The organism is Kitasatospora sp. NPDC001540 (genome assembly GCF_042894345.1).
GTDB classification, from domain to species: Bacteria; Actinomycetota; Actinomycetes; order Streptomycetales; family Streptomycetaceae; genus Kitasatospora; species Kitasatospora phosalacinea_C.
Genome location: NZ_JBIAVO010000034.1, coordinates 19,776 through 32,641 on the forward strand (window position 1 = coordinate 19,776; position 12,866 = coordinate 32,641).

Annotated in this window: 11 protein-coding genes; 3 read left to right on the forward strand and 8 right to left on the reverse strand. The window is 72.9% G+C overall.

The window, feature by feature from the left end; translation table 11 throughout:
- Positions 1–72: 72 nt before the first annotated feature.
- The 7 genes from ACFY00_RS30175 to ACFY00_RS30205 all read right to left on the reverse strand — a co-directional run bounded on the left by ACFY00_RS30175 (position 73) and on the right by ACFY00_RS30205 (position 9,298).
- Positions 73–1,065 (reverse strand): 2-hydroxyacid dehydrogenase, encoded by a 993-nt coding sequence (locus ACFY00_RS30175; RefSeq protein WP_388035177.1) that lies wholly within the window; start codon positions 1,063–1,065, stop codon positions 73–75.
- A 148-nt stretch (positions 1,066–1,213) separates the two neighbouring features.
- Positions 1,214–2,239, reverse strand: coding sequence for a 6-phosphofructokinase (locus ACFY00_RS30180; RefSeq protein ID WP_388035179.1), 1,026 nt, complete (start codon positions 2,237–2,239; stop codon positions 1,214–1,216).
- 338 nt (positions 2,240–2,577) lie between these two features.
- Positions 2,578–3,303 (reverse strand): type 1 glutamine amidotransferase, encoded by a 726-nt coding sequence (locus ACFY00_RS30185; protein ID WP_388035319.1) that lies wholly within the window; start codon positions 3,301–3,303, stop codon positions 2,578–2,580.
- Positions 3,304–3,593: 290 nt separating this feature from the next.
- On the reverse strand, positions 3,594–4,850 hold the full coding sequence (locus ACFY00_RS30190; RefSeq protein WP_388035182.1) for a MurT ligase domain-containing protein: 1,257 nt from the start codon (positions 4,848–4,850) through the stop codon (positions 3,594–3,596).
- 358 nt (positions 4,851–5,208) lie between these two features.
- On the reverse strand, positions 5,209–6,573 hold the full coding sequence (locus tag ACFY00_RS30195) for a GNAT family N-acetyltransferase (RefSeq protein WP_388035185.1): 1,365 nt from the start codon (positions 6,571–6,573) through the stop codon (positions 5,209–5,211).
- 106 nt (positions 6,574–6,679) lie between these two features.
- Positions 6,680–8,128, reverse strand: coding sequence for a pyridoxal phosphate-dependent decarboxylase family protein (locus tag ACFY00_RS30200; protein WP_388035188.1), 1,449 nt, complete (start codon positions 8,126–8,128; stop codon positions 6,680–6,682).
- A gap of 48 nt (positions 8,129–8,176) precedes the next feature.
- A complete protein-coding gene (locus tag ACFY00_RS30205; protein WP_388035191.1) occupies positions 8,177–9,298 on the reverse strand; it encodes a hypothetical protein in 1,122 nt (373 codons plus the stop codon).
- 281 nt (positions 9,299–9,579) lie between these two features.
- On the opposite strand from ACFY00_RS30205, the gene ACFY00_RS30210 reads away from it, so the two are divergent.
- Positions 9,580–9,885: a hypothetical protein gene (locus ACFY00_RS30210; RefSeq protein ID WP_388035192.1), complete on the forward strand. Its 306-nt coding sequence runs from the start codon at positions 9,580–9,582 to the stop codon at positions 9,883–9,885.
- Positions 9,886–9,926: 41 nt separating this feature from the next.
- Complete coding sequence (gene glmS, locus ACFY00_RS30215) at positions 9,927–11,768, forward strand: glutamine--fructose-6-phosphate transaminase (isomerizing) (RefSeq protein ID WP_388035195.1); 1,842 nt, start codon at positions 9,927–9,929, stop codon at positions 11,766–11,768.
- A 209-nt stretch (positions 11,769–11,977) separates the two neighbouring features.
- Here the strand turns inward: glmS and ACFY00_RS30220 are convergent, their stop codons facing one another.
- Positions 11,978–12,238 carry a GlsB/YeaQ/YmgE family stress response membrane protein gene (locus ACFY00_RS30220; protein ID WP_388035198.1) on the reverse strand — a complete coding sequence of 87 codons (261 nt, stop codon included), beginning with the start codon at positions 12,236–12,238 and terminating at the stop codon, positions 11,978–11,980.
- Positions 12,239–12,471: 233 nt separating this feature from the next.
- On the opposite strand from ACFY00_RS30220, the gene ACFY00_RS30225 reads away from it, so the two are divergent.
- Positions 12,472–12,846 (forward strand): PRC-barrel domain containing protein, encoded by a 375-nt coding sequence (locus ACFY00_RS30225; protein WP_388035200.1) that lies wholly within the window; start codon positions 12,472–12,474, stop codon positions 12,844–12,846.
- Positions 12,847–12,866: the final 20 nt, after the last annotated feature.

Sequence of the window (12,866 nt, forward strand, 5' to 3'; positions counted from 1 at the left end):
GCCCCCAGCCTAAGCGGCGCTTACCCCGCCCCGCCGAGCGCCCCCGTCCGCCCGCCGCCGCCCGTGCGGCGGTCAGTCCTGCGGCACCAGCGTGTTCTCGTTGGTGCGGCCCTGCGCGAAGTCGTCCACGTTGCGGGCGGTGGCCTCGATGATCTGGCCGACCGCGGTGCGGGTGAAGTACGCCTGGTGCGAGGTGACCAGGACCTGCGGGAAGCTGATCAGCCGGGCCAGCGTGTCGTCGGTGATGCCCTGGACGGAGCGGTCGGTGAAGAACACGTCGGCCTCCTCCTCGTACACGTCCAGGCCGACCCCGGCCAGCCGTCCGGCGCGCAGCGTCTCGACCAGGGCGGTGGCGTCGACCAGGCCGCCGCGGGAGGAGTTCACCAGGATCGCGTCGTCCTTCATCAGGGCCAGCGCGTCCCGGTCGATCACGTGGTGGGTGGAGTCCAGCAGCGGCACGTGCAGCGAGACCAGGTCGCTGCGGGAGAGCAGCTCCTCCTTGCCGACGTACCGCATGCCGAGCGCCTCGCACTCGGGGTTGGGGGCGATGTCCCAGCCGAGCAGGGAGGTGCCGAAACCGGCCGCGATCCGGGCGAAGCACTCGCCGATCTTGCCGGTGCCCAGCACCCCGACCGTCATCCCGTGGATGTCGCGGCCCATCAGGCCGTCCAGCCGGAAGTCGAACTCCCGGGAGCGGTTGACCGAGCGGATCAGCCGCCGGTTGACCGCCAGCGCCAGCGTCCAGGCGTGCTCGGCCACCGAGAACGGCGAGTAGTACGAGACCCGGGCCACGGTCAGGCCGAGCTTCGCGGCGGCGTTCAGGTCGATGTTGTTGAAGCCGGTGGAACGCTGGGCGACCAGCCGGGTGCCGCCGGCCGCGAGCAGCGAGAGCACCTCCGCGTCCAGGGCGTCGTTGACGCTGCTGGAGACGACCGGGAACCCGGCGGCCAGCGGGGCGGTGTCGGCGGTGAGGAAGACGTCCAGCATGCGCAACTGGTGCCGCTCCAGGGCGGCGTCGAGCAGCGGGCGCTCGTCGGACTGGACGCCGTACGCGAGGATCTCCATGCGGTGAGGCTAGGCCCTGTCCGGCCGATCTTGTCGGATCAGCGCGCGGCGTCGGGCGCCCGGCAAGATCGGCCGGACGGGGCCGAGCCCCCGGGGGCGTGCGCGGCGGGCCGCGACGCGCCCCCGGGGCGGGGGAGCCGACCGGCCGTCAGATGACGGTCTCGGCCTCCTTGTAGCGCTCCGCCGGGACGGTCTTCAGCTCGGCCACGGCCTCGCCCAGCGGCACCAGCTTGATCTCGGTGCCCTGCAGCGCCGTGATGTGGCCGAAGGCACCCTTGTGGGCGGCCTCCACCGCGTGCCAGCCGAAGCGGGTGGCCAGGACGCGGTCGTACGCGGTCGGGGTGCCGCCGCGCTGGGTGTGGCCCAGGATCACCGGACGGGCCTCCTTGCCGAGGCGGTGCTCCAGCTCGCGGGAGAGCTGGGTGGCGATGCCGGTGAAGCGCTCGTGGCCGTACATGTCCTTGACGCCCTCCTCCCACGGCATGCTGCCGGGCTCGGGCTTCGCGCCCTCGGCGCAGACCACGATCGCGAACTTCTTCTGCCGGTCGAAGCGCTCGCGCACGACGTCGGTCAGCTTGTCGATGTGGAACGGGCGCTCCGGCACGATGATGGCGTGCGCACCGGCCGCCATGCCCGCGTTCAGCGCGATCCAGCCGGTGTGCCGACCCATCACCTCGACCACCATGACGCGCTGGTGCGACTCGGCGGTGGTCTTCAGCCGGTCCAGCGCCTCGGTGGCCACCGAGACGGCGGTGTCGAAGCCGAAGGTGACGTCGGTGCAGGCGATGTCGTTGTCGATGGTCTTCGGCACGCCGACCACCGGCAGGCCCGCGTCGCTCATCAGCTTCGCGGCCTTCAGGGTGCCCTCGCCGCCGATCGGGATCACCGCGTCGATGCCCAGGTCCGCGCAGTGCTGCTTGGCGCGCTCCACGCCGTCGCGCAGGTGGCTCGGCTGGACCCGGGAGGAGCCCAGGATCGTCCCGCCCTGGGCGAGGATGCCGCTCACCGAGTCGAGCGTCAGCGGGCGGTGCACGCCCTCCAGGAGACCGCGCCAGCCGTCCTCGAAGCCGATGATCTCGTCGCCGTGGTCGACCACCCCCCGGTGGACCACGGAACGGATGACGGCGTTCAGGCCGGGGCAGTCACCGCCGCTGGTCAGGACACCAATACGCATTGCTTTGCCAACTCCCGAGCAGGATCGGACGGCCGGACTGGTGGGTGGGAATCGGACATCTCGCCCGAAACTGACCTGCTGCACAGCATACGGTTCCTGCGTCCGGCCGAGCCGAAACCGACGCGGGAGCGGCTTCCTCGACGCACCACACGTAACTGCGACCCGACCGCCGAGGAGGGTGTTGCGCCCGGGCACTCCTATTCTCCTATGAAGTTGTCCCGCCGTGGGACGGCTGACCACATGGCGGTCAGCCGTCCACCGCCGTGACCTCGGCTTACGCGCGGGTGAACGCCCGGCGGGGCCGCTCCGGCGGCCCCACCGGGCGTTCACCCCGGCCGTCAGGCGGGGCGGGCCGCGGCGATCCGCTCGGCGCGCAGCTCGTCGTACCAGGTGGTGTCGGCGGGCGGCAGCGCGTTCACGTCCAGCGCCAGCTTGATCAGCATGTCGGCGACCGCGGGGTTGCGGGCCATCACCGGGCCGTGCAGGTAGGTGCCGAACACGGTGTCGCGCCAGGCGCCCTCGGTGCCGTCGCCGGTGCCGTTGCCCCGGCCTACCTGCACGGTGGCGAGCGGGCTGACGCCCTCGCCGAGGTGGGTGACGCCCTGGTGGTTCTCGAAGCCGGTCAGCTGCGGCAGGTTCAGCTGCGGGTCCACGTCCGCCAGCACGTCGCCGACGCAGCGCGCGCCCTCGCCGCGGACCGTCCACACGTCCAGCAGGCCCAGGCCCGCCTCTCGCTCGCCCAGGTCGTTGACGAACTCGTGGCCCAGGATCTGGAAGCCCGCGCAGACCGAGAAGATGATCGCACCGTTCTCGGCCGCCCGGACCAGCCCGCCGTCGTTGCGCAGCCGCTCCGCAGCCAGCCGCTGCGGCCGGTCCTCACCGCCGCCGATCAGGTAGATGTCGCCGCTGGTCGGCACCGACTGGTCCGAGCGCACGTCGATCCGCTGCACCCCGAGGCCGCGCTGCCGCGCCCGCCGCTCCACCACCAGCGCGTTGCCGCGGTCGCCGTACGTCGACAGCAGGTCCGGGTAGACCCAGACCACCCGCAGGCTGCTCTCGCTCATCCTCGAAGACCTCCCGAACTGCTGCTGGGGCGCGGGCTGCTGCGGAGCGTCCCCGCCGTACTGCCGGTGCTGCGGCTGGTGCTGGTACTGCTGGTGCTGTCGGCCGTCGTACGCCTGCTGCTGGTCGTACTGCTGCTGCTGCGGGGGCTGCTGCTCGTACTGGCCGTACTGCTGCTGGTCGTACTGCTGGGGCTGCTGCTCGTACCGGCCGTACTGCTGCTGGCCGTAGTCGCCGTGGCCCTGCTGCCCGTCGCCGAACTGCGGCTGCTGCCCGTAGTACTGGTCGCTCATCAGGCCACCACGGCCTTGCGCAGCTGCTGGAAGGCCGTGTAGTTGGCGATGGCCTCGATCCGGCCGCCCGGGGCGGCGTCCACCGCCTGGGCGAGCGTGTCGACCACCTGGAACTGCAGGTTGGCGACCTCCAGGCGGACGGCGAGGTCGAGCTTGCGCTGGCCCATCACGAAGATCGGGTGCCCGGCCAGGCGCTCGTAGTCGACGTCCCACAGCCAGGAGGTGTCGGTGCCGTCCGCGTCCAGCGCGTTCACCGACAGGACCACCGGCGCGGGCGGCCCGTCGATCAGCGAGAAGGTCTCCAGCCAACCGGCCGGGTTCTTCGCCAGCAGCAGCCGGACGTCCCGGCCGCGGTACTGCACCACGTCGTAGCGGCCCGCGACCGCGGCCACCGACTGCATCCGCTGCAGCGCGACCTGCGGGGCCACCCCGAAGACCGCCGCGACGGCGGCCGAGCTGGCGGCGTTCGCCAGGTTGGCGCGGCCCGGCAGCTGCAGCTGGATCGGCCAGGCACCGCGGTGCGGGTCGATCACGTGCGTGCCCTGGAGCGCCCAGTGCGGGTTCGGACGGCGGAAGCCGCACTCGCCGCAGAACCAGTCGTCGCCGGGACGCTGCATCACGCCGCCGCAGGACGGGCACGACCAGGCGTCCTCCTTCCAGGCCTGCCCGGCGGCCACCCAGACCACCTTCTTGCAGGAGGAGGCGGCCCAGGTCACCAGCGGGTCGTCCGCGTTGGCGACGATCACTGCCTCGGTGTCCTTGAGGCCCTCGCGCCACTTCTCGGCCATCATCCGGGTCTCCGCCGCGCGGTCCAGCTGGTCGCGGGAGAGGTTCAGCAGCGCTATGGCCTTCGGCCGGGTGTCCCGGGCGACCATCGGCAGGTACTTCTCGTCGACCTCGATCACGCCGAAGCGGGCGGTGGTGTTGTTGGCCAGCGCACCGGTGATGCCGGCCGGCATGTTCGCGCCCAGTGCGTTGGAGACCACCGGGCCGGCCGCCCGCAGCGCCTCGGCGATCAGCCGGGTGGTGGTGGTCTTGCCGTTGGTGGCGCTGACCAGGACCACGTCCAGGTGCTCGGTGAGGGTCGCCAGCAGGTCCGGGTCGAGCTTGAGCGCGACCTTGCCGCCGATCACCGAACCGCTGCCGCGGCCCGCCTTCTGGGAGAGCGCGGCGGCCATCTTGCCGGCCGTCACGGCGATCTTCGCGCGGGCGGGCAGCGAGGCGTCGCGCGGGGCTTCCGAATCGGTGCCTGGCATGCTCAGGGGTTCCTCCTTGCTGCGGCACCGCCCGGGCCGTTCGACGTCCCACGGGCGGCGGGGTCGGGATCAGCCTACCGACTCCCGCCCGCACACTTGAGCAGGGGCGACAACCTGCGGCGCGAGCCCAGCCTTCCGGCAGACGACCACGCACATCAGGGGCCCGGTGAGAACCGCGGGCGCGAGGCTGCTCACGGTGCACTGCCGGTGCGCGCCGTGGCTTCGGGTTCTGTCACCCCGGCCCGAAGCAGCACGGACACATCGATGGGCTCCGGCCGCCGGCAGCTCGGACTCGCCGTTCCCCGAGCCCCTGAATGCGCGCCCCGCCGTTCTCCCCGAGCCCCTGGAGGGACCTTTCTCAGCGGGAGGGCCAGGGGGCCGGGAGCTTCTCGGTGGCCTCGGCGAGGTGGGCGGTGATGACCAGGGTGCCGTCCTCGACCTGGTAGTCCAGCGGGGCGGAGAGCCGTCGCATGGTGGAGATCAGTCCGGTGTTGGCGGCGGTGGTGACGGCGTAGACGGTGCGCACGCCCGCCTCCAGGGCGAGGGCGGCCATCCGGCGGACCAGGTCGACGCCCAGGCCGCGGCGCTGCCAGGCGTCCTCGACCAGCAGGGCGATCTCCGCGCCCTCGTCGTCCCACATCAGGTGGGCGAGGGCGACCAGGCGCCCGTCGGCGGTCTCGACGGCGAGGGTCTGGCCGTGGCGGTGGTCGAGCAGGTGGTCGAGGTAGCGGTCGGCGTCCTTGACCGGGCCGTGGTAGCGCCGGCGCAGCGACTCCGCGGAGCAGCGGGCGTGCATGGCCAGGGCGGCGGGCTTGTCCTCGGGGGTGGCGCGGCGGACGGTGAGCTCGGCGCCGTCCAGGTGGTCGATCCGGGCGGCGACGGCCGGGACGCGCGGGCCGAGGACGGTGTCGAGCTCGACCAGGGCGCGGGCCCGGGCGAACTCGGTGGGCGTGAAGGGCAGGTGGGGCCGGGAGAGTTCGAGCAGGTCGCCGCCCGGCAGGGGCAGTCGCATCAGGTGTCCTTCCAGGCCGGCCTGGGTGCCGTCACCGCGGCCGGGGTACTGCCGGATGGTGGCGCGGCCGAACAACTGGCGCAGCGCGACCGGGAGTTCGGCGGCGTCCAGGGCGGTGCGGGTGGCCAGCGCGAGCACCTGCCGGGGGACGTCGACCAGCTCGTGGGCGTCGGCCCGGTCGGTCCAGATGTCCCAGCCGCCACCGGCCGCGACGGCCGCGGCGAGCTCGGTGCGGGGCAGCGCCTCGGGGGCGCGGACGATGAACTCGTCGACGGTGCAGTCGGGCAGCGGGTGCGCCTGCATGGAGACGATGTTGACCCGCAGCCCGGCCAGTGCCGTGCACACCCGGGCCAGGCTGCCGGGCGCGTCGGAGACGCTGGTGCGCAGCCGCCACAGGACGGTCGGCTCCTCGGCGGGGGTCATCGCGTCGCCGCCCGGCGGTGCGGCCGGGCCGGGCGGGCCGTGCGGGTGCCGGTGGGCGAGCCAGCCGCGGAACAGCGCGGTGGCGAGCATGGCCGCCGCCGAGGCGACCAGCAGCACCGGCCCGTCGTGGCCGTGCACGACGACGTTGGCGACCAGGTCGGCGGCCGCGACGGCGGCGAAGACCGCCGCGAGCTCGACCGTCTCCCTGCGCCAGCGGTGCCCCCGGTTCCGCCGCCGCTCCTGCCGCTCGTCGCTGACTCTGTCGTGGGTGTACGCCATGGTGTCCATGCCTGCATGGTGGCGCTCCGCTGTTTCACGATCACGAATCCCCCGTGACCTGACGGTAAATGTCTCGGCGGGCCCCCGTCGGATCGGCGCTGATCCGCTCCCGCGCTCAGTTGGACGTACGGCACCGGTCCAGGAGTTCCGCTCCCGCGGACTTCACCTCGTCCAGCAGCAGCCGCAGGTCCGCCTCGGTGGTGGTGGCGTTCAGCAGGCAGGCCCGGAGCGTCTCGCGGCCGCGGTACACGGCGCCGGTGACGAAGACCCGGCCGCGCTGCTGGACGGCCACCGGCAGGAGCGAGTTGAGCCGCTGCAGCCCGGCCCCGTCGAGCCCGGCGGGGCGGTGGCGGAAGGCGACGATGGAGGTCTCGACGGGGGCGACGAGCTCCAACTCCGGGTCCTGCTCGATCCATTCGCCCAGCTGCCGGGCCTGCGCGGTGCAGTGCGCGATGTCCCGGGCGACGCCGGAGCGGCCGCGGTGGGCGATGGACGCCCAGACCTTCAGCGAGCGGAACGGGCGGGTCTGCTCGGTGCCGTACTCGGAGAACCAGCCGAGGTCCCCGGCCGCGTCGTCGCGCAGGTAGGACGGGACGAGGCTGAAGGTGCCGCGCAGCTCCTCGGCGTCGCGCACCAGGGCGCAGCCGCAGTCGACCGGCACGCCCAGCCACTTGTGCGGGTCGAGGGCGAGCGAGTCGGCCCGCTCCATGCCCGCGTAGCGGTGCGCGATCGCCGGGTCGAGGACGCCGAAGGCGCCGTACGCGCCGTCGACGTGGAACCACAGGCCCTCGCGCTCGGCCAGGTCGGCGATCGGCTCGAACGGGTCGACGGCGCCGGTGCCGACGGTGCCCGCGGAGGCGACCACCAGGAAGGGCAGCCGCCCGGCCGCCCGGTCCTCGGCGATCGCGGCCGCCAGGGCGTCCAGGACGAGGTGGCCGTCGGCGTCGGAGGCGACGGTGCGCAGGTGCCTGGAGCCGAGGCCGAGCAGTTCGGCGGCCTTGCGCACGCAGCTGTGCGCCTCACCGGTGACGTAGCCGACCAGCGGGGGCATCCCGGCGAGGCCGTCCTCGCGGACGTCCCACCCGGCCTTGCGGGCGGCCCGGCCGCGGGCGGCGGCCAGGCAGACGATGGTGGCCATCGAGGTGCCGGAGGTGAGCAGGCCGCCGCCGGGCGGGTGCGGGAAGCCGACCAGTTCGGCGATCCAGCGCACCACGGCCCGCTCGAGGTGGACGTCGGCGTGGTCGCCGCCGGCCGAGCTGGGGTTCATCGCGCTCGCGGCCAGGGTGGCGAGCACCCCGGCGGGCTGCGGGGCGGAGTTGACCCAGCCGAAGAAGCGCGGGCTGCCGTTGCCCATCGGGTGCGGCATGATCCGCTGCTCGACCGTCCGCAGCAGCTCCTCCAGCGGGGCGCCGTGCTCGGGCAGCGGGAGGTCGAGCAGCGCGGCCCGCTCCGCCGGGTCCGTCGGCTGCCACACCGGGCGGTCGGGCACCGCGTCGAGGTAGTCGGCCACCAGGTCTGCGGCCGTCCGTGCGGCCCCGCGGAAGTCGTCGTTCACACGGGGCATCGTATGCCCCGGCGGGACCGGCCCCACCGGCCCCACCAGGGGAAAGGGTCAGTCCAGGGTGCTGGAGAGGCCGCCGGCCGAGCGGCAGTAGCCCTGGATCTCCTTGTCGGTGATCTTGGCGCAGAGGCGGCCGGCCGCGCCGGAGTCGGTGTAGTTGACGGTGTAGTAGCTGACCAGGCCCTGCGCGCAGGCCTTGCGCTGCCAGCCGTCCTTGGCGGTGGCGCACTGCTGGGCGGCCCAGTCCTCGCGGTCCAGGTTGTACTTCATGATGCGCGAACCGGCGCCCCGCGAGCAGTCCTGGGCGCCGCCGCCGGCCTGCGCGTTCAGGCACCACTGCAGGGCCTGGGCGAACGCCTCGGGGTGGTTGGCGTAGTCGTGCGAGGAGAGGAAGAAGGTCGGCGCGTAGAAGAAGCAGGCCGACTGGTAGAGGGCGGGCTGCTCGGGGCACGGGTAGAGCGGCTCGGCGGCGAGCTTGTCCGCGGGGAGGTTGGCCTTGGCCTTCTCGTCCTCCTCGTCGGGCGCGAACAACTGCATGAACACGCCCTCGGAGCAGGTGATCCGGCGGCTCTGGCTGGGGAACTTGTCGCACAGCGCGCGGGCGGCCGGGATGTCCTGCTTGGTGACGAACATGATGCCGTGGCCGACGCCGTGGATGCACGGGCCGGTGTTGGCCGGGGCGCACAGGGTCAGGATGTCGCTCTGCGGGTCCTTGGAGTTGGCCAGCATCTCCTCGACCGCGCCGTGCAGGTAGCCCGCCGCGCAGGTCTCGTGCGGGAAGGAGATCACCTTCTGGAAGTCCTGGTGGTAGCGCTGCACCGCGGCGTGCCCGAGCTCGTGCGCGATCGGGTGGCAGAACCGCACGGTGTACGGCTTGTCCTTGGAGATCCTGTCGAGGTCGGCGAGGGCGACCCCGGGGTCGGTGGCCTCCATCTCGGCCATCAGCTTGTTGCGCAGGGTCGAGCGCGTCCACACCGCCGGGTCGCCGGTGGGGGAGGGGGAGGCCGCCGGAGCGGTCGCGGCGCTGTCGGGCACGGCACCGGGGCGCGGGCCGCCCGCGCCGGTGGTGGCGGCGCTGGCGGACTTCGGCGTCCAGTCGGTCACCATGACCGACCCGAGGCCGAGGACGGCCAGCAGGACGGCGGTGACGACGGCGAACACGCGCGGTTGCATGACGGACGTTCCCCCTGTGATCGACACGGACAGTACGCGGCCCATCCTGCGGGGTGACCGCCGGAAACCCGGCCAGGAACACCGCCGACGGGGTCAGATGCCCGCCACGATCACCCGAACACCGATCCGCCCACCGCCCTACAACGACGGCCCCACATCATAGGTGGCGCCCCGCCCGCCCGTTCGACCACCGTTCTTGAGTACGCCGCGGGCCCGGGAAAGGTTGCAGCGGAGCGCCACAACTGGTGCCCCTGCCCGAATTCGGGCAGGATCTTTGGAAAATGAACCCTCCACGCCTAGGCTCCCGCATCGTGCCTGTCTCACCGCACCCTCACGAGGACCTGCTCGCCCACCTCACCAGGACCACCCCCCTGGCCCCGGGGGAGGCCGCGCGGGTCGTCGCGGAGGTGCTGGCGTACTTCGCGGAGACCACCGAGGAGTACGTCCGCCGCCGCCACGGTGAGCTGCAGGCCCGGGGACTGACCAACGAGCAGATCTTCACCCGCCTGGGCGGGGAACTGGCCGCCCGCCGGGTGGCCGCCCCGCAGCTGTCGGCGCGTCAACTACGGCGGATGGTCTACGGCTGACGGTCCCCGGCCCACCCACGACTGACAGAGGAGCCCACGTCATGTGCGGAATCGTGGCCTACATCGGCCCCAAGGACGCCTCCCCCATCCTGCTGGAGGGACTGCAGCGGCTGGAGTACCGCGGGTACGACTCGGCGGGCGTCGCGGTGGTCGCCCCCGCCACCAGGTCCGCCGCCGCCAAGCTGCGCCTGTGCAAGGTCAAGGGCCGGGTCGCCGACCTCGCCGCCGCCCTGCCCGCCCGCTTCAAGGGCGGCGTCGGCATCGGCCACACCCGCTGGGCCACCCACGGCGTCCCCTCCGACGCCAACGCCCACCCGCACACCGACAACGAGGGCCGGATCGCCGTCGTCCACAACGGCATCATCGAGAACGCCGACGAACTGCGCGCCAAGCTCGCCGCCGACGGCGCGGTCTTCCGCTCCGAGACCGACACCGAGGTCCTCGCCCACCTGGTCGCCGCGCACCGCGCCGACGGGGGCGAGCTGGAGGACGCGGTGCGCGCCGCCCTCAAGCTGGTCGTCGGCACCTACGGCATCGCGGTGCTGGACGCCGAGCAGCCCGACCGGATCGTGGTCGCCCGCAACGGCAGCCCGATCGTGCTCGGCATCGGCGAGAAGGAGATGTTCGCCGCCTCCGACGTCTCCGCGCTGGTCCGCTACACCCGCCAGGTCGTCCACCTGGAGGACGGCGAGCTCGCCACCGTCCGGGCCGACGGCTTCCGGACCTTCACCGAGGACGCCCGCACCGTCACCCGGCAGCCCTCCACCGTCGACTGGGAGGTCGGCTCCTACGACACCGGCGGCTACGCCCACTACCTGCTCAAGGAGATCCACGAGCAGCCCGGCGCCGTCGAGCGCACCCTCTCCGGACGGCTCGACGAGCGCTTCGCCACCGCCCACCTCGGCGGCCTCAACCTGGACGCCCGGGAGCTGCGCGAGATCCGCCGGGTGAAGATCCTCGGCTGCGGATCCGCCTACTACGCGGGCGAGATGGGCGCCCAGCTGATCGAGGAACTGGCCCGGATCCCCGCCCACTCCGAGCCCGCCTCCGAGTTCCGCTACCGCAACCCCGTCATCGAGGCCGACACCCTGTACGTCGCGGTCAGCCAGTCCGGCGAGACCTACGACACGCTCGCCGCCGTCCAGGAGGTCAAGCGCAAGGGCGGCCGCGTCCTCGGCGTGGTCAACACCGTCGGCTCGGCGATCGCCCGCGAGTGCGACGGCGGCCTGTACCTGCACGCCGGGCCCGAGGTCTCGGTCGCCTCCACCAAGGCCTTCACCTCCACCGTGGTCGCCTTCGCGCTGCTCGCCCTGCACTTCGGCCGCATCCACGACCTCTCGCCCGCCGACGGACGGCGCATCGTCGCCGGGCTCAAGGCGCTGCCCGACCAGATCCGGCAGGTGCTGGAGCAGCAGAAGGAGATCGAGGCGCTGGCCGCCGAGTACGCCCACAGCCAGGGCATGATGTACATCGGCCGGGTCCGGGGCTACCCCGTCGCCCGGGAGGGCGCGCAGAAGCTCAAGGAGATCTCCTACATCCACGCCGAGGCTTACCCCGCCAGCGAGTTGAAGCACGGGCCGCTCGCGCTGATCTCCCCCGAGCTGCCGACCGTCGCGCTGGTGCCCGACGACGAACTGCTCGACAAGAACCTCACCGCGCTGGGCGAGATCAAGGCCCGCGAGGGCCGCGTGCTGGCCGTCGCGCACCGCCCGATCGAGGCCAAGCTCGCCGACCACTGCCTGGTCGTCCCGAAGAGCGAGCCCGAGCTCGACCCGCTGCTGCTCAACATCCCGCTCCAACTCCTGGCCTACCACGCGGCGGTGGCCCTCGGCCGGGACGTCGACAAGCCGCGCAACCTGGCCAAGAGCGTCACCGTGGAGTAACTGCCGGGCCGCGGTGGCGAGCTGCGCGGGGGGCCGGATCGGGCCCGGTGGGGCAGTCGTTGCCGCCACCTTGGTACGGCGGGGGCGGGCGGTCCCGGTTTCCCCGAACATGTGACAAGGTCCGTCGGCGCGCGAACGGCCCGGCGCGCCCTGGGGCGCGTCGGGCCGTCGGTGTCGGTGCGTCAGGTACTTCGGAGGTGCCGGACGCGTCAGACGCGTCGGCGGGACCAGAACGGGGTGACCAGCAGGATCAGGACGGCGGCCGCGCCGATCTGGAAGAAGTGCCGGATCCAGTCGACGCCGTCGGTGTCGGCGACGCCGAACGCGCTCGCCAGGAAGTTGCCGATGATGCCGCCGACGATGCCCAGCAGGACGGTCAGCCACAGCGGGATCGGCTGACGGCCGGGGATGACCAGCTTCGCCAGCAGGCCGATGACCAGACCGGCGATGATCGCCCAAAGGATCGACATGGTTCCTCCTCGTCTCACGGATGCGCGGCCGGACGGCGCCGCGGCACCCGCATGCCCCATTGCCCGCCTCCGATGCCTGCCCGGGCCGTCGGATTCCCGCCGGATTCCCGCCGGATTCCCGCCGGGGGCGGACGGGGGCGAACCGGCATGGACCGGCCGCCACCGGGCAACCGCCCCCAGCGGCCGGGGCGGAACGACCGCCCGTCAGGAGCCGTACGAGCGGAGGGACGAGCATGAGCGAGCAGCAGAACGTCGACCTGTGGACCTACCGGGACGCGTCCGGCCACCAGGTGGGCATCGACCTGGTCGGCTTCCACGTCGAGGCGGAGGACGGGCCGATCGGCCGGGTGGACCGGATGGCGGAGGACTTCGGGCCGCAGTACCTGGTGGTCGACACCGCGCCGTGGATCTTCCACCACCGCGTCCTGCTGCCCGCCGTGACGGTCCGTGAGGTCGACCTGGAACGGCAGACCGTCCGGGTCGACCGCACCAAGGAGGAGATCGGCTCCGCCCCGCCCCTGCTGCGGGCCGACCAGCACAACGACCACGACCTGCGGGCCGAACTGGCGCTCTACTACGGGCCGTTCTACGGCGGCCGACTGCCGTGAGCTGCTGCTCCGGCACGTGA

Excerpts from the sequence above, each read along its gene's own strand:
- ACFY00_RS30175 (WP_388035177.1), bottom strand. The coding sequence starts at position 1,065 with ATGGAGATCCTCGCGTACGGCGTCCAGTCCGACGAGCGCCCGCTGCTC.
- ACFY00_RS30180 (WP_388035179.1), bottom strand. The coding sequence starts at position 2,239 with ATGCGTATTGGTGTCCTGACCAGCGGCGGTGACTGCCCCGGCCTGAAC.
- ACFY00_RS30185 (WP_388035319.1), bottom strand. The coding sequence starts at position 3,303 with ATGAGCGAGAGCAGCCTGCGGGTGGTCTGGGTCTACCCGGACCTGCTG.
- ACFY00_RS30190 (WP_388035182.1), bottom strand. The coding sequence starts at position 4,850 with ATGCCAGGCACCGATTCGGAAGCCCCGCGCGACGCCTCGCTGCCCGCC.
- ACFY00_RS30195 (WP_388035185.1), bottom strand. The coding sequence starts at position 6,573 with ATGGACACCATGGCGTACACCCACGACAGAGTCAGCGACGAGCGGCAG.
- ACFY00_RS30200 (WP_388035188.1), bottom strand. The coding sequence starts at position 8,128 with ATGCCCCGTGTGAACGACGACTTCCGCGGGGCCGCACGGACGGCCGCA.
- ACFY00_RS30205 (WP_388035191.1), bottom strand. The coding sequence starts at position 9,298 with ATGCAACCGCGCGTGTTCGCCGTCGTCACCGCCGTCCTGCTGGCCGTC.
- ACFY00_RS30210 (WP_388035192.1), top strand. The coding sequence starts at position 9,580 with ATGAACCCTCCACGCCTAGGCTCCCGCATCGTGCCTGTCTCACCGCAC.
- glmS (WP_388035195.1), top strand. The coding sequence starts at position 9,927 with ATGTGCGGAATCGTGGCCTACATCGGCCCCAAGGACGCCTCCCCCATC.
- ACFY00_RS30220 (WP_388035198.1), bottom strand. The coding sequence starts at position 12,238 with ATGTCGATCCTTTGGGCGATCATCGCCGGTCTGGTCATCGGCCTGCTG.
- ACFY00_RS30225 (WP_388035200.1), top strand. The coding sequence starts at position 12,472 with ATGAGCGAGCAGCAGAACGTCGACCTGTGGACCTACCGGGACGCGTCC.